The sequence below is a fragment of the Reyranella sp. genome (assembly GCF_050185545.1).
In the GTDB taxonomy this organism is placed as follows: domain Bacteria; phylum Pseudomonadota; class Alphaproteobacteria; order Reyranellales; family Reyranellaceae; genus Reyranella.
Genome location: NZ_JBFWZI010000001.1, coordinates 96,544 through 118,594 on the forward strand (window position 1 = coordinate 96,544; position 22,051 = coordinate 118,594).

Sequence of the window (22,051 nt, forward strand, 5' to 3'; positions counted from 1 at the left end):
GCGATTGTGCTCCCGGACTTTCCAAGAAGGCAAGTTTTCTTTCCTCCGAAGCAAGTGCATGCTGCCACCGCCAATGGCATGATCCGAGGCAACCGGAGGAAACCGCCATGACCGCACCGCTGAAGAACCGGGAAACGGGCCGCCATCACGCCCCGCAGTTCAAGCATCCCGACGAGATGGCTTGGGAGATGGGCCGCTTCCGCAACGCCACGAAGTTCCTGTTCCATCCAACCGCGGACGATCCGACGACGCCCAACGCCGGCTTCCTGCGCTACGAGCCCGGTGCCGGCTTCCCCTTCCACAAGCACGACTTTGCGCAGATCTGGTACATCATCGAGGGCGAGTTCCAGATGGGCCATCACAAGTACGGCCCGGGGACCGTGGTCTACATGGCCGATCCGCACTTCGAGGACGAGATGCGCACGGAGACCGGCGGCACCGTCCTGTTCGTCCAGTACCCCGGCCCCACCACGGGCAGCCGGCCGATCTACGACGGCCGCATGAACCTCAGGGTCGCGCCGCCAGCCGAAGAGGTCGACCTCGAGCATTGAGAGTTCATCTCCCTCCTCGGGCAGGGCATTCGCCCACAAAAAACCGCCCGAGCAGAGCCGCCCAAAGGGCGGCGCAGCCGAGGGACCTTCCTTGCTGATGCGGAAAGAAAAGAGGTCCCTCCGCTACGCCTCCCTTTGACTGCGCTCAGGGCAGGCGCTGCGCTCGGCTCCGGTCGGGATGACGGAATTTCTTGCCAGGTGCGAGTGCCCTGCGCGATGAGGATAATCTACGCCGTCGCGGCTTTCACTTCAAGCAATCGGCCCACCTCCCCGGACGTCCGCCGAAGTACGACCTCGCGCTCGTGCCACTGGCGCAGCGACGGGCGATGGCCGATCGAGACGATGGTGGTGTTCGGCAACTGGCGCTTCAGCTCGCTGTAGATCGCCGCCTCGGTCGGCTCGTCGAGCGAGGCCGTCGCCTCGTCGAGGAACAGCCAGTCGGGTTTGAAGACCAAGGCGCGCGCGACAGCCAGCCGCTGCTGCTCACCGCCCGAGAGAACGTAGGTCCAGTGCGCCACCTCGTCGAGGCGCCCGACAAGCGGACTGAGCCGCGCGGCCTCGAGCGCCGCCGCAATGTCCGCGTCGCTCGCCGCCGAGCTCTCGTCGGGATATTTCACGGCGGCGCGCAGCGTGCCGATGGGGATGTAGGGCTTCTGCGGCAGGAACAGCACGCGGGCGCCGGCCGGCACACGGACGTGGCCATCGCCGAACGGCCAGATCCCCGCCAGCGCGCGAAACAGGGTGCTCTTGCCCGATCCGCTCGCACCGGTGATCAGTGTCGACCGACCGCGCGGCAAGGCGAAGCTCGTGTCGCTGAGCAGCGCCTGGCCGTTGGGCAGGCTGAGCGTCAGGCCGTCGGCGCCGACATCGGCCCGGCCCTGCTCGGCGGCGACGTCGATCGTCGTGGCAGGGCGTTGCTCGATCGCGGCGTGCAGACCATTGAGACGATCCATCACTGCACGCAGCTCGGCCAGGGTCGCATAGTTGTCGATGAAGAAGGACAAGGCGGTCTGGACCTGCCCGAACGCCTGCGCCGTCTGCGTCATGACCCCGAGCGTAATGGCGCCTTCGAAGAAGCGCGGGCCGGTCACCAGGTACGGGAAGATGATGGCGATCTGCGCATAGCCGGTCTGATAAAAGTTGAGCTGAAGGCTCGTCACCAGGACGCGCCACCCGTTCATGAACACGGCCTGGAAGCGTTCGACCAGATTGGTCTGCTCGGCCGGCTCGCCACGATAGAGCGCAATGCCCTCGGCGTTCTCGCGCACACGCACCAGGGAGAAACGGAAATTGGCCTCGAGCGCCTGCTGGGCAAAGTTGAGCGGGATAAGCCGGCGTCCGACCATGTTGGCGAGATAGGTGCCGACGAAGGCATAGATCAACGCCACCCACACCATGTAGCCCGGTACAGCGCCATCGATGCCGACGAAGGCGAGCGACAGCGAACCGGAGAGCTGCCACAGGATGAACAGGAACGACACCAAGGTAGCAGTCGCGCCGATCACGCCCAGCAGCAGCTGCATGGTGTAAAGGCCAAGCCTCTCCAGGTCCTCGGCAATGCGCTGGTCGGCGTTGTCGATCTTGCGTTCGAGCTCGATGCGATAGTAGCCGCGGCCGTCGAGCCAGTGGGCGAGATACCGGCCCGTCAGCCAGCGCCGCCAGCGCAGCCGCAGATAGGGGCTGACCAGCCCGCGGGCGATGGCGAAGGCGATGGTGAGGCCGGCAATCCACGAGAAGTTGATCATCTCCTGCCAGAACCCGGCTTCGTCCTTGTTCTGGAGGGTGTCGAAAAAGCGCCGGCTCCATTCGTTGTAGGCGACGTCGACCGCCACCGCCGAAAGCGTCAGCACGATGGCGCCGATCAACAGCGACCAGGCGATCCAGCGTTCCTCGGACCTGAAATAGGGCATGACCAGCCGCCGCCAATCGCCGAGATACGATCCAACTCGCTTCATGCCCGAATCCTTTCGACGGGCACCCTACCCGCCCGCGTGGCGGCCGGACCATGACATTCGCGACGCAGGGGGCTATAGCGCCGTCCAATGGATGCAACGCTCGCCTCCCGGCGCGTCGCGCTCGATGTGCTGGTGGCCTGCCTCGACAAGGGTCAGCCGCTGGACGACGCGCTGGCGCGCCACCCCGGCTTTCCCGGCCTCGATCCGCGGGACCGCGCCTTCGTCCACCTCCTGCTGGCCACGACGCTGCGCCGCCTGGGCGAGATCGATGCCGTGCTCGGCCACCTCGTGGAGCGCCCGCCCGAGGGCGCCAATGCGGTCGGCCGCCACGTGCTGCGGCTCGGTGCAGCCCAGCTGCTGTTCCTCGGCACGCCGGCCCATGCCGCCGTCGACACTTCCGTGCGGCTGGTGGTCGACGCCGGCCGGCCGCACCTCAAGGGGCTGGCGAATGCCGTTCTGCGGCGGGTCTCGGGTGAGGGTCTGGCCCTGCTCGGCGATCGCGATCCGGCGCGCCTCAATACGCCGCACTGGCTGTGGCAGAGCTGGGCCGAGAGCTACGGCGAGCCGGTCGCGCGGGCGATCGCCGCCGCCCACCTGATCGAGGCCCCGCTCGACCTGACGCCGCGTACCGATGCCGAGGGTTGGGCGGCCCGGCTGGAAGGCGAGCTGCTCGCTACCGGCACGATCCGCCGGCGCGGTGGCGGCGCCGTCACCGAACTGCCGGGCTTCGCCGAGGGCGGATGGTGGGTGCAGGATGCGGCCGCCACCCTGCCCGCCCGGCTGCTGGGCGATGTCTCCGGCAAGCGCGTCGCCGATCTCTGTGCCGCACCCGGCGGCAAGACCCTGCAGCTCTGCGCGCTCGGGGCCCGCGTCACCGCCGTCGACATCTCCGCCCGTCGCATGGCACGCCTGGGCGAGAACCTGCAGCGTGCCGGCCTGTCGGCCGAGCTGGTGACGGCGGATGCAAGCAAATGGACACCGGAGGCGCCATTCGATGCCGTCCTGCTCGATGCCCCCTGCTCCGGCACCGGCACCCTGCGGCGCCATCCCGACATCGCCTGGCTGAAGGACGAGGACGACATCGCCCGCCTCACCCTGACGCAGGACAGGCTGCTGGCACACGCAACGAGCCTGCTCGAGCCCGGCGGCACGCTGGTCTATGCCGTGTGTTCCCTGCAGGAGGACGAAGGCCCGGCGCGGATCGAGGCCCTGCTCGCGCGGGACACTCGCCTGTCACGGCGCAAGATCGTGCCGGCCGAGCTGCCCGACCTCGGCGACGCCGTGACGCCCGCCGGCGACGTCCGCACACTGCCCTCGATGTGGTCTGCCCGCGGCGGCCTCGACGGCTTCTATGTCGCGCGGCTGGTAAAGGCGGCGTAACGGCTCATTGCCGGGGGCGCGCCACTCCAGTGGCGCGATCATCGTCGAGCACGCAAGAAGATCGCGCCACTGGAGTGGCGCGCCCCCAGACATGACGCCCTACACCATCGAGCTCGGACGGTAGAACGGCTGGTGCTTCGAGGTGTCGATGTAATCGGCGTAGAACTTGCGGGCATAGGGCAGCAGGGCCTTCGAAAGGTTGCGTCGCTCGACCTCGTCGTCCGCCAACGCCTTGTTCAAGTCGTCGTGCAACGCCTTCAGGGCGACGGTGCGATCGACCTTGGTGAACTGGCCGTCCTTGTAGATCACCTCACCGTCGCACATCGTCATGGTCACCGACTGTTGCTTGGCACGCTGGATCACCGCGTCGAGCGTCGGCGTCAACTCGTCCAGGTAGGGATAGGCGATGCTATCCCAGTCGAGCAGTACCATGTCGGCCGCCTTGCCGACCTCGAGCGTGCCGATCGCCTCGCCAAAGGGCGTCGTGCGCGCCCCGCCGATCGTCGCCATGCGCAGGACCTGGGCCATGGTCGGCACGTCGGCCTCGACCATGCCCGGCACGCGATGGGCGCGCAGCACCAGCTTCAGCTCCTGCAGCATGTCGCGGTCGTCGTTGATGCCGGCCTCGTCGAGGCCGATCGCGGTATTGATGCCTTTCTTCTCGAAGAAGTTGAGCGCGGCCACGCCGGAGCGCAGGCGGAAGTTCGACGAGCAATTGTGGCAGACGCAGCCCCTGGCCTCGGCCAGGCGGTCGATGTCCTTTTCGCTCAGCCATACGCCGTGACCCAGGGTCAGGCGCTTCGTCACCAGGCCGAAGCGATCGATGTACTCCAGCGCCGTGCAGTTGCCGCGCCGCCAAGCATATTCCTTCTGATAGGCGGTCTCGACCAGGTGCATGTGCATCGGCGTGTCGAATTTCTCCGAGGCATCGGAAAGCACCGTCAACGCCCTGTCGGAGCACCAGTGCAGATTGGCGGGCGCCAGCTGGATCTTGACGCGGCGCTTGTTGTGATGCTGCGAATGGAAGCTCCTGAACATGTCCATCGCATCGTCGAGGCTCATCTTGAAGCGCTCGAACCAGCGCTTCATGGGGCCCTGCAGCTCGGCCGGCAGGCCGGCGACGAACTCTTCGTCGGCCTGGTAGACGAGCCGGTTCTGGTCGCGCACGGCGTAGCAGTAACTGACACGCATGCCGACATCCTCGTAGGCGCGGATGACGTCGCCGGCGCGCTTCTCGACCTCGGCCAGGGTGCCCGGCATCCAGCCATGGATGTGCTGCACCGTGGTGATGCCCGAGCCGATCATCTCGAACGCCGAGTAGAGCGTGTCGAGATAGAGATCGAGATTGCGGATCACCATGCGGGTGATGAACCACAGCTCGAGGGGCATGTCGGGCGAGCCGAGCTGCACCGGGGTCAGGCCGACATGGTGATGGCCGTTGACGAAGCCCGGCAGGAGGACCTCTTTTCCGGTGCCGATCACCGGCACGGTCGGGTGCTTGGCGTGCAGGTCGTCGTAGGTGCCGACGGCGACGATGACGCCGTCCTCCTGCAGCACGGCGCCGTCCTTGATCTCGTTCCAGTCGAAACGATCCTTTACGCCGGTGATGGTGGCACGGCTGCGCACGAGACTGGTGGCCATAACTCCTCCTGATCAAATTCTCCGTATCACGGGCTGAGTGTTCACATATGGGAGAAAAATGCCGTCATCCCGAGCGGAGCCGCCCGAAGGGCGGCGCAGTCGAGGGACCTTTCTTGTTGACGCTGCAGGAAGAAAGGCCACTCCACTTCGCCTCGCTGCGCTCGGCTCCGGTCGGGATGACGGTGTTTCTCCATTTGTGAATGCCCCGTATGACAGGCGAGGCTACCTGACCGAAGCGAGCGCTTCCTGCTCGGCGAAGGCGCGATCGACCTCGTCGCGCAGGAGCTCGGTGAGCTGGATTCGCATCGCCTCGGCCTCGCGCGAGAACAGGTTGCGCGGCCGCGGCAGGTCGATCGGGTAGATCGTCTTGATGCGGCCGGGCCGCGCCGTGAACACGACGACGCGATCGGCCAGCGCCACCGCCTCGTCGATATGATGGGTGACGAACAGGACAGAGGCGCCCGAGTCGCGCCAGACGTCGAGCAGGAAATCCTGCATGCGGGCACGGGTCTGCACGTCGAGGGCGGCGAACGGCTCGTCCATCAAGAGAACCTTGGGTCGCATCGCCAGCGCACGTGCCACGGCGACGCGCTGGCGCATGCCGCCCGACAGCTCGTCCGGCCGCTTGTCCATCGCCGCACTGAGGCCGACCCGCTGCAGCGCCTCGGCAGCAACGGCGCGGCGCTCGGCTTGCGGGGCGCCCCGGATGGCAAGACCGAAGCTCACGTTCTGCCACACCGTGAGCCAGGGAAAGAGCGAGGTTTCCTGGAAGATCAGGCTGCGCTCCGGCGACGGCTTCTCGACCTCGTCGCCGAAGAACCAGATGGCGCCGTTGGTGGCGTCCTCGAGCCCGGCGATGAGGTAGAGCAAGGTGCTCTTGCCGCAGCCCGAGGGCCCCAGGAAGACGACGAACTCGCCGGGCTTGATGTCGAGATCGACGTCGCGCAGCGCCTCGTGCGCGCGTTTGGTGCCAGCCGCCCAGGTCTTGCCGACGCCACGGCAGACCACGGCGTCCCTGGACGAGAAAGTCGGTGCGTCAAAGGCCACGCAGCTTCTCCTGGGTATCGGGCAGCCAATACAGGATGCGGCGCTGGGCGAGCCTCAGGAGCCAATCGAAGGCGAAGCCCAGGATGCCGATCACGGCGATGGTGAAGAACACCAGCGACGGATTGAAGGTGTTGCGCGCCAGCATGATCACCTGGCCCATGCCATAGCCGACGCCGGTCGATTCGGCGACCAGCACGACCATCCAGGCGCCGAACAGGTTCAGACGCAGCACGGCCAGCATGCCGGGCAGGATCGCCGGAACGATGACACGACCGTAGATCTGCGCCTTGCTCGCGCCCATGGTGCGCGCGACGTTGATCAGGTTGGGGCTGACCCCGTCGATCTGGTTGATGGTCGCCAGCACCATGTGGAAGAACAGCGCCACCACCACCATGAAGATGGCCGGCGCATTGCCGATGCCGAACAGGAAGATCGCCACCGGCAGCCACGCGATCGGCGATACCGGCGACAGTAAGGTAACGGTCGGCAGCACCAGCTTGTCGAAGAAGCTCCAGTATCGGATCATGACGCCGATGCCGATCGCCAGCAGCGAGGCGATCACCAGGCCGACGAAGACCCGCGCCGTCGTGGCGCCCACCGTGATCATGACCGATTCGAAGGCCGTCGGGCCTTCGTTCATCGCCTGGCCGACCTGCCAGCGCGTCGCGGTGTTGAAGAACTTGCCCTGTTCGGCGATGTTGCCCAGGAAGATGTGCGGCGGCGGCAGCAGCTTCGGGTCGGCCCAGCCGAGCGCCCAGCACAATTCCCAGATACCGGCGAACAGGCCGATCGAAAGACAAGTCCACCACACCTTGGTCAGCCAGTCGAGCCTGACCATCGATGCAACCATGCGGGTTGCCGCCGCCGGGCGGGATGATCCGGCGGCGGCGCCCGAATCGCCGTCGCGTGTGACGACAGCCATCAGGCAGACTTGAACTTGAGCTTGCCGTAGAGGTCGGGATTCTCCTTGATCACCGCCTCGAGCAGCGTCCAGTCGATGGCGTCGCGGCCGGGCTTCTTCTTGATGTAGCCCATCTCCATGACGCTGTCGGTGCGCTGCAGGATGAAGTCGGTCTGGCTGCGCGCGTCGACCACGGCGGGCTGCTTGCCCTGGGCGATGCGCGCGTTCTCGATCGACGTCTTGTAGTACTTGCCGACCAGCTCCTTCAGGACCGCCTCGGTCTGGGTCTCGGCATCGAGCTGGGCCTGCATCATGCCCTTGATGATCGCCTTCAGGCCCTCGGGATTGTCCTTCATCAGGCTGGCGCGCGCCGCCAGCACGCAATCGGTGTAGCCCTTGCCGTAGAGGTCGATGCCGTTGGTCAGCATGACCGCGCCCTTGACGTCGTTCACCAGCGCCGAAGCATAAGGCTCGATGGTGCAGATCCAGTCGAGCGCACCGGCCTTGAAGGCCTCGACCGCCTCGGGCGTGTTGCCCATGTAGCGGACCTTCACGTCCTTGAACGAGATGCCGTTCTTCTTGAGGTAGTCGTAGGGCATGACCTCGAGCGTATCGAGTTGGAACGTGCCCAGCGTCTTGCCCTTGAGCTTCTGCGGCGAATCGAGCCCGGGGCGGGCCACGATCGCGCAGCCCTCGACGCCGCCGCCGGCGACGATCTTCACCGGCGCGCCGGCGTCATACAGGGCCATGAACGAGGTGTAGGGCATCAGGCCGATATCGACCTGGCCCATGCCGAGGAAGGTCACCTGCTCGGCGAAGGTCGGCGTGTTGATGAACACCAGTTCGGTGCCGGCGCCCTTGGCGTACTGCCGCGAATGGGCGAGGAAGATGTTGAGATTGCAGAAGCCCGACCCGTGGGTCGATTTGACGGGCGCGCCGGCAAGCGCAGACCCGCCCATCAGCCCGGGGCCGATCGCCATGGCGATGGCACCACTTGCCGCGGCGCCCTTGAGGAAGCGGCGGCGCGAGGATGCGACCTTGCCGGAGAAGTCCATGTCGGAAAGCCTGGGAAAATGCGTACAGCCAATGCGATCACACATGACGTGACCTCCTCGATCAGCGGAGAGTTTCGATTTTGGTAGCGGTGTGTCGGTGCTCTTGCCTTGACGACTCCCTGCCGACGATCGCGTACGACCGCCGTCATCGAAATTGTCGGCACGCCAACCGAAGAGAACCGCTGACGCGGCCTGCGCTTACGAGGAAATTGCAAGCACCGTGCCAGCCGTCGCGGCACGGAGGTTCGGGTGTCGCCACAGGCATGCTGCACTGCGGTCGCCCAAAACTTGGTCAGATGATCATTTCTTGGTCGTCGTCCGCTGCCAGCGTCGCCGCTCCGCGTGGCCGAGGTACAGCCCGGAGCAGACGATCACGGCCGCGCCGACCCAGGTCCAGAAATCGGGAATGTTGCCGAACACGAGGTAACCCAGGATCGCCGCGCCGATGAGCTGCACGTAGTTGAAGGGAGCGATGGTCGCCGCCGGTGCCTGGCTGAAGGCGATGGTGACGAAGTAGTGGCCGACGCCAGCCAGCACGCCGATGGCGACAAACAAGAACCAGTCCCAACCCAAGGCCGGCGTGACCCATTCGAACGGCAGGATGGGTGTCGCGGCGACCGTGCCGACGATGGTGGCCATGGTCGCCGACGCATCCGGGCGCTCGGCCTGACCGTAGCGACGGGAGTAGAGCTGATAGAAGGCGCTGCAAAGCGTGCTGCCGACGATCAGCAGGGAGTGCCATTCGAAGCGCGCGTCGCCGGGCCGCACGACGATCAAGGCGCCGGCGAAGCCGACACAGACGGCGAGCCAGCGGGCCAGCCCGACCGGCTCGCCGAGGAATCGCGATGACAACGCGGTCACGATCAACGGGCTTGTGAGCGAGATCGACGCCGCTGTCGCCAGCGGCAGATGGACCAAGCCGTGAAAGTACAGGAACGAGGAGAAGAACAGCAGCAGGCCGCGCACCACTTGGCTGCCGACATTGCGCCAGCGAAACAGGGCAAGCCCGCTCCGCGGCAGGAACAGCGCCAACATGAACACGAAGGCGAACAGATAGCGCGCCCAGATCACCTGCATGACCGGGTAGTTCTGGGTCAGCGTCTTGGAGATGGCGTTGAGGACCGAGAAGCAGGCGACTGACAGCAATATGGCCAGGATGGCGCGCAGAATCCGGTCCGTCGGCGGCATGGGCGCCGGCGGGACTTTGACACTCATGACGCGGAACCTAACCGCCCTGCTCCGGCGTACAAGCATCCGTTGCGGCGGCAGCCCAGCGCGTGGCGCAGGGCTCCCGATCAGCGAGGTCCGGAGATTGCTTCGCGATCCTCCTCGTCGCTCGGCCAGAGCAGCAACGACACCAGCAGCAGGATACCCAGCCCGCCGGCGATGCCGACAAAGCGATCAATGCCGGGCATGATGCTGGTCGGCGGCGCCGCCCCCTGGATCAACGTGATCACGTAGACGAAGGCCGATTGGGTGCCGAGATAGCCGACGCCGTGCTTGCCACCTTGCATATAGGCGCCGACCCACACCCCGGCCGCGATCAGCGCGAGCCACCACACGAACGACGTCAGGTCGAGGCCGAGAACGGTCAGCGCGAGCACGCCGCCGATCAGGCAGCCGATGAAGCGATGCAGAGATCGCTCGGCAACGGCGTGGCGGGTGCCGAGGCCACCATAGGTGATGACCGGCGCCGACATCACGACGGCAATCGAGATCGTCATCTCGGCGACCTGGGGAAGGTCGAGAAGGATCCAGACGATCAGGACGATGACGACCGAAATGCCGGCGCGCGCCCCGTGCAGCAGGGCAGGCCACTGGGCGCCCAGCAGATGACGCCACCCCGGCATGGCAGGCGGACGGTCGGCATGCCACTCCTGGAAGAGATTGGCCATCAGGATCGCCGCGACCACGCCGATGGCCACGTCGTACACGCGGTAGTACGCCGTCGGCACGATCTGAAGCGGATCGTTCAGGCCGCTCAGCAGCACCATGATCGAGGTGATGGCGAGGAACAGCCAGGCGAGCCCATGCGGGCTCACCTGCATGGCCATCACGCCCAGCATGGTCACGCCGCCCATGACGAAGCACAGTGCGACGTGGTCGTAGGGCAGCCAGCGCCCCAGGATGAAGCCCACCAGCGCCCCTGCGATCGTGCCGATGAGGCGCAACAGCCCGCGCCGCACCGACCCGGCGCCGGTCGACATCATCGACATGAAGGCGCTGATCGCCGCCCACCACGGCGATTCCACTTCCAGGTAGAGGGCCACGACGGTGGCCAGCACTACGGCACTGGCGACGACGACGCCTTGCCGGTTCAGGGCGGGGTCCCGTCCCAGCTCGGCGAGCTCCAGCCGCAAGCTCTCGAGCGCCTTGGCGGTCATGCGACCACCCTCGACAAAATCCTCGGCGATTGCGCGAGTGAAGTCGCGGATCATGGGAAGATCACGGTGCGCGCGTCGGCTCCCATGTAGAGCTTGCCCTGCGGTGGCGGACCGTCGAGCACGATGGTGACGGGAATGCGCCGCTGCAGGCGGATCCAGTCGGTTGTCGGCGCCACGTAGGGCAGCAGCATCGGCGCCTGCGGATCGCGACTGAAGCCGCGGGCGATACCGGTGACCTTGGCGCGATGGAGCTGCCACGGGGCGCTGTCGAGCCACACCCAGGCCGTCGACCCGATGGCGAGCTGGCGCACATAGTACTGCTTGTAGTTGGCCATGATGCGCCAGGCGTCGGAATCGACGATGCCGATCATCGGGATGTTGATCGTCGCCGTGTCGCCCGGACGTGTGGTCAGGTTGGTGATCGCGCCGTTAACCGGCGCCACGACGATGGTCCGGCTGAGCTTCCATTGCGCCGTCGCCATTTCGGCCTTGGCCAGGGCGAGCGCCGCCTGGTGGGCGTTGATGCTGGTGCGCGCCTTGGTGATCGCGACCTGGGCGATCGTCATCTCGGCGGCGGTGCGCCGCAAGGCGTCGTTGGCGCGATCGAGCTCGGCACGCGGCGCGTTGTTCTCCGCCGCCAGCACGGCGTAGCGGGCCTGCTCCTGGACGGCGTAGGTGTGGGCGGATGTTGCCGCCTCGAGCGCCGCCATGGACGAGGAAAGCTCCTCCTGCGCCACCTTGACCAGGGCGGTCGATTCATCGATCTGCGCCTGGCGCTGATTGACCTCGAGCTGGAACGGCGTCGGATCGATGGTCACCAGCTTGTCGCCGACCTTGACGTCCTGGTTGTCGACCACGTGCACGGTGATGATGCGTCCGGTGATCTCGGGGGCAACCGCGACGAGGTCGGAGCGGACATAGGCGTCGTCGGTGTAGGCGACGAAGTAGGTCGCGACCTCCCACAGCACGAACAGCACCACCAGGGTGCCGCCGACGGTGATCAGCCGGCGCAACCGGCTGGCCGTGCGGGCAGGCTTTGGCGCTTCCGCTGCCGGCGCCGGCTGACCGCCCGGCGGCGGCGCGGCGGCCGGTTCGACCTCCGGCGCCGGCGGCTCGGGCGGTGCGTGAGGCTCCGCAGGCTTGGGCGCAGCCTCGGCTTTGGCCGGCGCGGCCGCAAGGCGAGTCACTGCGGCGAGCGGCCGGACGATTTCCCCTTGCGGCTCACGCCGCGGCGGTGCAGTCGGGGGCGCGGCATCGCTCATCGCTCTGCAACATAGCGTGATTCACGGGTCGGTTCACGTGCCTGCTCCCGCCCCCGGTCAGGGCAATCACGTGTCGCAAAAATGCCGTCGCCCCGAGCGGAGCCGCCCATCGGGCGGCCCAGTCGAGGGACCTTTCAATCGCCCTTGGAGAGCGACGCCACGAGTTTGGCCAGCTCGACGGCACTGAAGGGCTTGGCGACGACATGGACCTGCGGATGCGGCATCGGCCCGGCCGGCTCGGCTCCCGAGCAGCGGATGATCGCCACCGCCGGCCGCCGCTCGAGCGCCGCCTCGATGACACGCTCCCCAGACATGTCGGGCAAGCCGATATCGACGATCACCACAGACAGCGGCACGTCACTGTCGATGACCTCGATCGCCTTCTGCCCGGACGCCGCCTCGATGCACGCAATATTCAACCCATCCAGCGCGTCGACGACCACGGCGCGGATCAGGAACTCGTCCTCGACCAACAGCACGCTCGTCATGCAGCCTTCCTAGTCGGCGGCTTTCGCCAGCATGGGTTGGGGCTTGAACGGCAGGATCGTTGTCGCGCGTACGGCGGGCAGTGGCAAGGGCGGCGTCTCCGCGCCGAGGGCGCGGGCTGCGTTCCACGCCCAGCGCGGATCGAGCAGGAAGGCGCGCGCGTGCGCGGTGCAATCGGCCTCGCCCGATGCGATGATCCGCTCGGCCTGCTCCGGCTCGGTGATGATGCCGACCGCCCATGTCTTGATGCCGACTTCCTTGCGGATGCGCGCCGCGAACGGAACGTGGTAGCCGGGCGCCACCGCGATCTTCTGCGCCGGCGAGTTGCCGCCCGAGCTGACGTCGATGAAGTCGCAGCCCAGCGCCTTGAGCTGCCGCGCGGTTTCCACCGTATCGTCTATGGTCATGCCGCCATCGACCCAGTCGGTCGCCGACAGGCGGATGCCCAGGGCCTTCTCGCGCGGCCATATCCTGCGACAGGCCTCGAACACCTCGAGCGGAAAGCGTCGGCGCTTCTCCATCGTGCCGCCGTACTCGTCGGTCCGACGGTTGGTGAGCGGCGAAAGGAACTGATGCAGGCAGTAGCCGTGCGCGCCGTGCAGCTCGATCACGTCGAAGCCCAGCCGGGCGCTGCGCTCGACGGCCGACACGAACGCCTGCTTGACGCGCTTCAGGCCGACCCCGTCGAGCGCGACCGGCGTATGCCATTTCGTGTCGTACGGCACGGCTGACGCGGAGAAGGTCGTCCACGGCAGGTCCGGCGCGTCGGCCTGGGTGAGCGGTCCGCCGCCCTTCCACGGGCGCTGCGCCGACGCCTTGCGGCCGGCATGGGCCAGCTGGACGGCGAGCTTTACGTTCGGCATCCAGGCCCGCACCCAGTCGACGACCGGCTTCAGGGCCGCTTCGTTGTCGTCGCTGTATAGACCGAGACAGCCTTGAGTGATGCGGCCCTCGCGCTCCACATGGGTCGCTTCGAGGCACAGCAGCCCGGCGCCCGACATCGCCATCATGCCGTAGTTCACCAGGTGCCACGGCTGGGCGCTGCCATCGACTGCCGCATACTGGCACATCGGCGACACGACGATGCGATTGGGCAGGGTGACCCCGCCGATCTCGACGGGCGTGAACAAATGGACGGTCATGGGGCTCCTGCTGGAATGAGCTTCAATTCATCGTCTTCCGGACCGCAGGCGTCCCACCCGCTCATGCTCATGAGCGAGCGGGACGCTCGCGGTCCGCAAGATCATGAGGCATTCACCCGCTGATCGACGGGCCGGTCTCGTGGCCCAGCCATTCCTCGATCAGGCGGCGGGCGATCGAATCGCGGCGCGGCATGAAGAAGGAGCCATCCTTCGGCAGGTTCTCGGGCCGAAGCTCCTCGCGGCTGAGCCACAGAGCGCTCGCCAGCTCGTTCTCGTTGACGGTGAAGTCGAGCGACTCGGCCTCGGCATGAAAGCCGATCATCACCGAGGCGGGAAACGGCCAGGGTTGCGATGAGCGATAGGTGACGTTCTTCACCCGTACCTTCACCTCCTCGTAGACCTCGCGCGCCACCGCATCCTCGAAGCTCTCGCCGGGCTCGACGAAGCCCGCGAGCGTCGAATGCATGCCGCGAGGAAACTGCTTGCCGCGTCCCAGCAGGCACTTGTCGCCGTGATGGACCAGCATGATGACGGCCGGATCGGTGCGCGGGAAATGCTCGGTCTTGCAGTTCTCGTTGGTGCACATCCGGACGTGGCCGCCGCGCGCGATCTTTGTGCTGGCGCCGCACACGCCGCAGTAGCGATGGCGGCGATGCCAATAGGTCATGCCGCGGGCATAGGCGAGGATCGAGCCTTCGCGCGCGAACAGGAGCGCGCCGACCTGCCGCAGGTCGACGAACTCGCCAAGATCCTTCAACGGCACGTCCTTGCCGGTGACGTCGACGGCGAAGTAGGGCGTGCCCTCGACATACCCCAGGAAGATGTGGGTTTCGGCCGCATTGGCGACCGCTCTTCCCATCATGCCCTGGAGGAACACCGCCTCAGGGTTGCCGCCGGCCTTCACCAGGTTGCGTTCGGTGTCGATCGGCACGAATCGCGCCGCACCGGACGAAGCGAGCTCGATCATGCGCTCCTCGTCCTCGCGCTCATGGCTCGCGCGATCGATCTCGGCACTGGAATAGGGATTTCTCGGTCTTTGCTGCATGGGCGCGGACCGTGCCACAGGGGCGGCGCGGCTGCAATTGCAGGAGTCTGGCTCGCGATCGCCGGGCGGGCTGGCTTATAGTAAATTCCGTCATCCCGAGCGGCGCGAAGCGAAGTCGCCGCGGTCACCTAATCGCCTCTGCCAGCACCTCGGCGACGTGTACTGCCTGTCGGTTGCTGCCGTCGGCGATCTGGTGCCGGCAGGACGTTCCGTCGGCCACGATCAGGGCATCGTCGCCGGCCTTGCGCACCGCCGGCAGCAGCGACAGCTCGGCCATGGCGATGGACGTCTCGTAGTGCTCGGCCTCGTAGCCGAAGCTGCCGGCCATGCCGCAGCAGCTCGACTCGATCACGCTGACGGTCAGCTCGGGCACGAGGGCGAGCGCCTCTTGAACGGCGGTCATGGCGCCGAAGGCCTTCTGGTGGCAGTGGCCATGCAGCAGGGCGGACTTGTATGAGAGCGGCTTGAGCTCGAGGGCGAGGCGACCCGCCTTCTTCTCCTGCACCAGGAATTCCTCGAACAGGAAGGCGTTGTCGGCGAGCGCCCTCGCCTCCTCGCCGAGCCCGAGCGCGAGAAATTCGTCGCGCATGGTGAACAGGCACGATGGCTCGAGTCCGATGATCGGCACGCCTCGGGCGACGAACGGGTTCAAAGCATTAAGCAGGCGCCGTGCCTCGCCCTTGGCCTTGTCGACCTGCCCCATCGCGAGATAGGTGCGGCCGCAGCACAGCGCCGGCGCCCCGAGGGTCGGCCAGGCAACCGCAACACGATGCCCGGCGGCCGACAGCACGCGGCGTGCGGCATGCAGGATGTGCGGCTCGAAATTGTTGGAGAAGGTGTCGGCGAAGATCACCACTGTCGCGTCGCGCTCGTCGACGTTGGTCGTGGCGAGAAAGGTATCGCCGCGCCACCTGGGCAGGGTGCGCTGCCTGGCGAAGCCCAGCCAGGGCTGCACCAGGCCGGCAAGATTGAACAGCCACGGCAGTCGCCGCGCCCACGGCGCGATCTCCGGCAGGCCGCCAATCAGCTTGTCGCGCAGGCTGAGCCCCTTGCTCATGCGGCGGGCCGATCGCACCTCGATCTTCATGCGCGCCATGTCGACGCCGGTCGGGCAGTCGCGCTTGCAGCCCTTGCAGCTGACGCAGAGGTCCATCGCCCGGGCGACGGCGTCCGAGCGCAGCGCCTCGGGGCCGAGCTGGCCGGAAAGCGCGAGCCGCAGCGTATTGGCACGGCCACGCGTCAGGTGGATCTCGTCACGCGTGACCCGAAATGACGGGCACATCGTGCCGGCATCGAACTTCCGACAGTGGCCGTTGTTGTTGCACATCTCGGCAGCCTTGGCGAAGCCGCCGGTCGGATCGCCGCCGCTGCCCGGTTCGCTCAGCGTCTCGGTGACCGGATCGTTCTGGACGTTCCACGCCGACCAGTCGAGCGCCGGCTGGTAGGCGACACTGGCGTAGCCGGGCTTGAAGCGGAACAGCGAGCGGTCGTCCATCCGCGTCGGCCGCACGATCTTGCCGGGATTGAGAATGCCCTGCGGATCGAACAAGTCCTTCACCGACTCGAAGGCCTTGGTGAGACGAGGCCCGAACTGCCACGCCACCCATTCCGATCGCACCAGCCCGTCGCCGTGCTCGCCCGAGAAGGCGCCCTTGTACTGGCGCACCAGCGCCGACGCCTCCTCGGCGATGGCCCGCATCCTGGTCGCGCCCTCGCGACGCATGTCGAGGATCGGCCGCACGTGAAGCGTTCCCACCGACGCGTGGGCATACCAGGTGCCGCGCGTGCCGTGCTTGGCGAACACCTCTGTCAGACGTTGCGTGTAATCGGCCAGATGCTCGAGCGGAACGGCGCAATCCTCGATGAAAGACACCGGCTTTCCGTCGCCCTTCATCGACATCATGATGTTGAGGCCCGCCTTGCGGACCTCCCACAGCTCGGCCTGCGGCTGCGGCTCCGGCATCTCGACCACGCTGCCCGGCAAACCGAGATCGCCCATCAGCTCGACCAGCCGCGCGAGATCGCGCAGCTGCGGCTCGCGCTCCTCGCCGGCGAACTCGACCAGCAGGATGGCCTCGGGACGCCCGATCAGGGCGCGCTCGATGACCGGCCGGAAGGCGGGATTGGCGCGCGCCAGCTCGATCATGGTGCGGTCAACCAGCTCGACCGCCGTTGGCTTCAATTTGACGATGTGCTGGGCGCTGTCCATCGCCTTGTAGAAGCTCGGGAAGTTTACCACGCCCAACGTCTTGTGCTTGGGCAGCGGCGAAAGCTTCAAGGTCAGCCGCTCGGTCACCGCCAGCGTGCCCTCGCTGCCGACCAGCAGGTGCGAGAGGTTCACCGAGTTGTCGAGCGTGTAGGGCCGCTCCGACTGCGGGAAGAAGATATCGAGGTTGTAGCCGCCGACCCGGCGCAGCACCTTCGGATACTGGCGCTCGATCTCGGCACGCTCGGCGAATGCGAGTGCCGCCACCTTGTCGGCAATGGCGCGGACCGCCGCCGGCATGTCCTCGGGTCGCGCCGAGCCGAAGCGGACGCGCTCGCCCGTCGCCAGGATGGCGTCGATCGAAGCGACGTTGTGCACCATGTTGCCGTAGCGGATCGATCGGCTGCCGCACGAATTGTTGCCGGCCATGCCGCCGAGGGTGCATTGCGCCGAGGTCGAGACATCGACCGGGTACCAGAGACCGTGCGGCCTGAGCCAGGCGTTGAGCTGATCGAGCACGACGCCCGGCTGCACCGTCACCTCGGCGCGGTTCTTGTCGAAGCCCACGACCTCGCGCAGGTATTTCGACACGTCGACCACCAGCGCGCTGCCGACAGTCTGGCCGCACTGCGACGTGCCGGCGCCGCGCGGCAGGATCGCCGCGCCGGCATCGCGCGCGATGTCGACGATGAGACCGAGATCGGTCTCGTCGCGCGGCAGCACGACGCCCATCGGCTCGACCTGGTAGATCGAGGCGTCGGTCGAATAGCGCCCGCGCGAGGCCTTGTCGAAAAGGACCTCGCCCTTGATCGTGCGGCGCAGGGTTTGCTCGAGCGTTGTCAGTCCAGCTTCACTCCGGCCGCGGTCACGACCTTCTGCCATTTCTCGATCTCGGTGCGGATGCGCTTGGCGAAGTCGGCTCGCGATTCGCCGCCCGCCTGCGCAGTCTGGTCCTTCCAGATCTTCTGCAGCTTGGGATTGGCCAGCGCCTTCACGACCTCGGCATGCATGCGGTCGACGATCGGCTGCGGCGTACCCTTGATCGCCCACAGACCGTACCAGGTCGATACGATCCAGTTCGGCACGCCGATCTCGGCCGCGGTCGGAATGTCGGGAAACTCGGGGTTGCGCTGCGGCGTCGCCACGGCGAGACCGATCAACCGGTTGGTGCGGATCTGCGAGGCCGAGGTGCCCATGCCGTCGAACATCATGTCGACATTGCCTGCGAGCAGGTCCTGCATCGCCGGGCCGGCGCCGCGATAAGGCACGTGGGTGATCTGTGTCTTGGTCTCCAGCTTGAACAGCTCGCCCGCGAGATGGTGCGCCGTGCCGGCACCGGGCGAGGCGTAGTTCACCTTGCCCGGATTGGCTTTGATATAAGCCAGAAATTCGGCCGCCGTCTTGACCGGCACGCGCGAGGGGTTGATCGAGATCACCTGCGGAACGAGCGCAATCATGGTGATCGGCTCGAAGTTCTTCTCGAGGTCGTAGTCGAGGCTCTTGTAGATGCTGGGCGCGATCGTGTGATGGATGGCGCCGACGAAGAACACCGAGCCGTCGGGCTTCATCTTGGCGGCTTGCGAGGCGCCCACCGTGCCGCCGGCGCCGCCCTTGTTGTCGATGATGATCTGGCAACCGAGCTGCTCGCCGACCTGCGCTGCCAGCGGACGGGCAAAGACGTCGGTGCCGCCGCCGGCAGGAAACGGATTGATCCAGGTGATGGTGGGTGGCGGCCAGCCTTGCTGGGCGCGCGCCACCATGGGCGCCGCCAGCGACGCGGCAATACTGAGCGCCAACGCCCTGCGGCGCGAAACGATGACCCTGGACGACATAAAACTCACTCCTCCCCGTCCGGCCTGTTCATTGTCTCCAGGACGACCTGAAGCTTCGCCTGGAGGTGCCGTACGAGCAGATCACGTAGCGCGACGCCATCACGCGCCGCAAGGGCCGCCAGCATGGAACGGTGCTCGGCGACCGCCCGGTCCCATTTGTCGCGGTTGAGATTCGAATGAAAGCGCAGCGCGTGCAGGCGGACGTTGAGCGTCTGCTGCATCTGCGTGAGCACCGGGTTTGCAGCCATCGCGCTGATACGATCATGGATGGCGCGATTGGCCCGGTAGTAGGCCGGCAAATCGGCCCGCGCGTGCGCCCGCTCCATGTCCGATTGCAGGGCATGGAGAGCGGCCAGGTCGCCGTCGGTAGTGTTGCGGACCGCCAGTTCGCCGGCCAAGCCCTCCAGCCCGGCCATGACCTCGAAGGCATGGCGGACGTCCTCGGGTGACAGCGCCGCCACCTGGACGCCGCGGTTCGGCAGCTGAACCAGCAACCCGTCAGCCGCCAGCATCCGGAAAGCCTCGCGAAGCGGCGTGCGCGACACGCCGAGCTGCTCACTGAGTTCGCGCTCGTTCAGCCGCATGCCCGGCGCCAGGACGCCTTCGATGATCAGCGAGCGCAGCCGCTCGGCCGCCGCCTGCGGCAGGCTCGAACGCGCGATCGAGAGGCTTGATCCGTCCATGGCCCACTGGACACAGTTTGGCATGTTGTATACAAAATGCAAGTACCAGCGAGGGAGCCGACCATGCGCCTGAATTCTCACCCCAGCGGCCGCCACTTCCTGCAGATCCCCGGGCCGACCAACGTGCCCGACCGCATCTTGCGGGCGATGGACTATCCGACCATCGATCACCGCGGACCGGAGTTCAACGCGCTGGCCAAGAAGGTGCTGCGCAGCATCCGCCAGGTTTTCCAGACCAGGCAGCCGGTCATCGTTTATCCGGCGTCAGGCACGGGAGCCTGGGAAGCCGCCCTGGTGAACACGCTGTCGGCGGGCGATCTCGTGCTGATGTGGGAGACCGGCCACTTCGCCTCGCTGTGGAAGCGCATGGCCGACCGCCTGGGACTGAAATCGGAGTTCATGGGCGGCGACTGGCGCAAGCCCGCCGACCCGGCCGCGATCGAATCCCGTCTGCGTAACGATCCCGACCACACCATCAAGGCGGTATGCATCGTCCACAATGAGACCTCGACCGGCGTGGTGAGCGACATCTCCGCCGTACGCCGCGCCATCGATTCGGCAAAGCACCCTGCCCTGCTGCTGGTCGATACCATCTCCTCGCTGGGCTCGATCGACTATCGTCACGACGCATGGGGCGTCGACGTGACCGTTGCCGGCTCGCAGAAGGGCCTGATGCTGCCGCCTGGCCTCTCCTTCAACGCGGTGAGCGAGAAGGCGGTCGCGGCGTCGAAAGGCTCGAAGCTGCCAAAGTCGTTCTGGAACTGGGAGGAGATGCTGGCGACCAATGCCAATGGCTGGTTCCCCTACACGCCCGCTACCAATCTGCTCTACGGCCTCAACGAGGCCTGCGACATGCTGTTGGAAGAAGGCCTCGATGCGGTGTTCGCCCGCCATGCCCGTCATGCCGAGGCGACGCGCCTTGCGGTGACGGGCTGGGGTCTCGAGATTCTGTGCAGCGCCCCCAAGGCCTACTCGGGGTCGCTGACCGCGATCGTGATGCCGGAAGGCCACGACGCCGACGCCTTCCGCAAGGTCGCGCTGGAGAACTTCAACCTGTCGCTGGGACAGGGCCTCAGCAAGGTCGCCGGCAAGGTCTTCCGCATCGGCCATCTCGGCGACTTCAACGACCTGATGCTGCTCGCGACTCTGTCGGGCGTCGAGATGGCGCTGGGTCTGGCGAAGGTTCCGCACAAGTCGGGCGGGGCTCAGGCCGCCCTCACCTACTTGCGGGACACGGCGCCCGGGGCCCGGCAATAGGAAGCTGCTGCAAGAAATCGATCGATCCAGGCCTTGCCAAATGGAGAGCCGGATGGTCCACCCAGCCAGCCCGACCCACGGCGCTTCTTTGACCCGTGAAGTGTCTCGACACGGACGCCGAGAACTCGCCCTATAGCGCCAACGGGGAAAGCTTGTCCCAAAGCAGCTCGACGCCGTGGCCAGGCCGGTCGGATGCGATGGCCTTGCCTTCGACGATACGCATCGGCTCGGCCATGTACCGGTCGAGTCCGAAGCCGTGCACCTCGAGATACGATCGATTCGGTGCCGCAGCCAGCAGATGCACCGTCAAATCGTGTACGCCATGGGAGGTGACGGGCAGGTTGAACGCTTCGGCGAGCCGGCACACCTTCATGAACACCGTGATGCCGCCGCAGTTGCTGACATCCGGTTCCGGGTAAGTGACGCCGCCGGCCGCGATCATCTGCTGGAACTCGTAGAGCGTATGCAGGTTCTCGCCTGTGGCAATCGGAACGCCACCCTGCGCCACGATGCGTGCATGGCCGGCCACATCGTCGGGAATCGTCGGCTCCTCCAGCCAGACCAGGTTGAACTCGGCCAATGCCCGGGCCGCACGCACGGCGTGATCGACAGACCAGCCCATGTTGGCATCGACCATCAACGGGAAGTCATCGCCCAGCTTCTTGCGCATGGCACGCACCCGCTCGACGTCGTCGCCCAGCTGGGCTCGGCCGACCTTCATCTTGATGGCGCGGAAGCCCTGGCCGAGAAAATCGTCGCTTTGCGCCAGCAGCTTCTCCAACGGGAACTGAAGGTCGATGCCACCCGCATAGCAGGGCACCTGCGGGTCAAAGCCGCCCAGCAGACGCCACAGGGGCTTCGCCACCCGGCGCGCCGCCAGGTCCCACAGCGCGATGTCGACTGCCGAGATCGCCAACGCTGCGAGGCCGCCACGGCCACCGTAGTGCGTGCCCCACCACATGCGCTGCCATAGCGCCTCGATGCGCTCCGCATCCTGGCCGACCAGCAGCGGTGCCAAATCATCACGCACCAATGAGGCCACAGCCCGTCCACCATGGCCAACCGTATAGGTGTAGCCCAACCCTTCTACGCCATCGCCGTCGCGCACTCGGACCGTGACCAGGGCGAAATGATGGATGTCGCCGTGTGTGCTGTCAGACAACACGACCGGCAGCGGCACGCGGTAGCAACCGACGTCGAGCGAAGCGATGGTAGTCATGGAGC

Annotated in this window: 18 protein-coding genes; 3 read left to right on the forward strand and 15 right to left on the reverse strand. The window is 66.5% G+C overall.

The features are described from left to right. The first annotated feature begins 107 nt into the window (after positions 1-107). Complete coding sequence (locus AB7O82_RS00480) at positions 108-551, forward strand: cupin domain-containing protein (protein ID WP_428543291.1); 444 nt, start codon at positions 108-110, stop codon at positions 549-551. 227 nt (positions 552-778) lie between these two features. Here AB7O82_RS00480 and AB7O82_RS00485 read toward each other — a convergent pair whose 3' ends face one another. After that, positions 779-2,506, reverse strand: a complete 1,728-nt coding sequence (locus AB7O82_RS00485; RefSeq protein WP_428543289.1) for an ABC transporter ATP-binding protein/permease — start codon at positions 2,504-2,506, stop codon at positions 779-781. Positions 2,507-2,593: 87 nt separating this feature from the next. On the opposite strand from AB7O82_RS00485, the gene AB7O82_RS00490 reads away from it, so the two are divergent. Beyond that, entirely contained in the window at positions 2,594-3,886 is a 1,293-nt protein-coding gene (locus tag AB7O82_RS00490; protein WP_428543287.1) for an RsmB/NOP family class I SAM-dependent RNA methyltransferase, read from the forward strand. Positions 3,887-3,985: 99 nt separating this feature from the next. On the opposite strand, the gene AB7O82_RS00495 is transcribed toward AB7O82_RS00490, so the two are convergent. The 13 genes from AB7O82_RS00495 to AB7O82_RS00555 all read right to left on the reverse strand — a co-directional run bounded on the left by AB7O82_RS00495 (position 3,986) and on the right by AB7O82_RS00555 (position 19,651). Beyond that, positions 3,986-5,527 (reverse strand): amidohydrolase family protein, encoded by a 1,542-nt coding sequence (locus AB7O82_RS00495; RefSeq protein ID WP_428543285.1) that lies wholly within the window; start codon positions 5,525-5,527, stop codon positions 3,986-3,988. Between the two features lie 222 nt (positions 5,528-5,749). After that, positions 5,750-6,574, reverse strand: a complete 825-nt coding sequence (locus tag AB7O82_RS00500; protein ID WP_428543283.1) for an ABC transporter ATP-binding protein — start codon at positions 6,572-6,574, stop codon at positions 5,750-5,752. Next, a complete protein-coding gene (locus AB7O82_RS00505) occupies positions 6,564-7,496 on the reverse strand; it encodes an ABC transporter permease (protein WP_428543281.1) in 933 nt (310 codons plus the stop codon). The genes AB7O82_RS00500 and AB7O82_RS00505 overlap by 11 nt, the downstream gene beginning before the upstream one ends. After that, entirely contained in the window at positions 7,496-8,575 is a 1,080-nt protein-coding gene (locus AB7O82_RS00510; RefSeq protein ID WP_428543279.1) for an ABC transporter substrate-binding protein, read from the reverse strand. Before AB7O82_RS00510 ends, AB7O82_RS00505 begins: the two co-directional genes overlap by 1 nt. A 255-nt stretch (positions 8,576-8,830) precedes the next feature. Beyond that, positions 8,831-9,745, reverse strand: coding sequence for a DMT family transporter (locus AB7O82_RS00515; protein WP_428543277.1), 915 nt, complete (start codon positions 9,743-9,745; stop codon positions 8,831-8,833). An 80-nt stretch (positions 9,746-9,825) separates the two neighbouring features. Then, positions 9,826-10,968, reverse strand: coding sequence for an FUSC family protein (locus tag AB7O82_RS00520; protein ID WP_428543275.1), 1,143 nt, complete (start codon positions 10,966-10,968; stop codon positions 9,826-9,828). Further along, complete coding sequence (locus AB7O82_RS00525) at positions 10,965-12,101, reverse strand: HlyD family secretion protein (RefSeq protein WP_428618384.1); 1,137 nt, start codon at positions 12,099-12,101, stop codon at positions 10,965-10,967. Before AB7O82_RS00525 ends, AB7O82_RS00520 begins: the two co-directional genes overlap by 4 nt. Before the next feature lie 209 nt (positions 12,102-12,310). Beyond that, entirely contained in the window at positions 12,311-12,664 is a 354-nt protein-coding gene (locus AB7O82_RS00530) for a response regulator (RefSeq protein WP_428543271.1), read from the reverse strand. A gap of 9 nt (positions 12,665-12,673) precedes the next feature. After that, complete coding sequence (locus AB7O82_RS00535; RefSeq protein ID WP_428543269.1) at positions 12,674-13,804, reverse strand: NADH:flavin oxidoreductase/NADH oxidase; 1,131 nt, start codon at positions 13,802-13,804, stop codon at positions 12,674-12,676. 112 nt (positions 13,805-13,916) lie between these two features. After that, the gene (gene nudC / locus AB7O82_RS00540) at positions 13,917-14,771 is read right to left on the reverse strand and encodes an NAD(+) diphosphatase (protein WP_428543267.1); all 855 of its coding nucleotides are present in this window, start codon (positions 14,769-14,771) and stop codon (positions 13,917-13,919) included. Positions 14,772-14,973: 202 nt separating this feature from the next. Beyond that, positions 14,974-17,937: an FAD-binding and (Fe-S)-binding domain-containing protein gene (locus AB7O82_RS00545; RefSeq protein WP_428543265.1), complete on the reverse strand. Its 2,964-nt coding sequence runs from the start codon at positions 17,935-17,937 to the stop codon at positions 14,974-14,976. Next, on the reverse strand, positions 17,895-18,887 hold the full coding sequence (locus tag AB7O82_RS00550; RefSeq protein ID WP_428543263.1) for a Bug family tripartite tricarboxylate transporter substrate binding protein: 993 nt from the start codon (positions 18,885-18,887) through the stop codon (positions 17,895-17,897). Before AB7O82_RS00550 ends, AB7O82_RS00545 begins: the two co-directional genes overlap by 43 nt. A gap of 5 nt (positions 18,888-18,892) precedes the next feature. Then, positions 18,893-19,651 (reverse strand): GntR family transcriptional regulator, encoded by a 759-nt coding sequence (locus tag AB7O82_RS00555; protein WP_428618386.1) that lies wholly within the window; start codon positions 19,649-19,651, stop codon positions 18,893-18,895. Between AB7O82_RS00555 and AB7O82_RS00560 the strand changes: the two genes are divergently transcribed. Beyond that, positions 19,634-20,827, forward strand: a complete 1,194-nt coding sequence (locus AB7O82_RS00560) for a pyridoxal-phosphate-dependent aminotransferase family protein (protein WP_428543259.1) — start codon at positions 19,634-19,636, stop codon at positions 20,825-20,827. The genes AB7O82_RS00555 and AB7O82_RS00560 overlap by 18 nt on opposite strands. Before the next feature lie 130 nt (positions 20,828-20,957). On the opposite strand, the gene AB7O82_RS00565 is transcribed toward AB7O82_RS00560, so the two are convergent. Then, positions 20,958-22,046 (reverse strand): mandelate racemase/muconate lactonizing enzyme family protein, encoded by a 1,089-nt coding sequence (locus AB7O82_RS00565; protein ID WP_428543257.1) that lies wholly within the window; start codon positions 22,044-22,046, stop codon positions 20,958-20,960. Between the last annotated feature and the right edge of the window lie 5 nt (positions 22,047-22,051).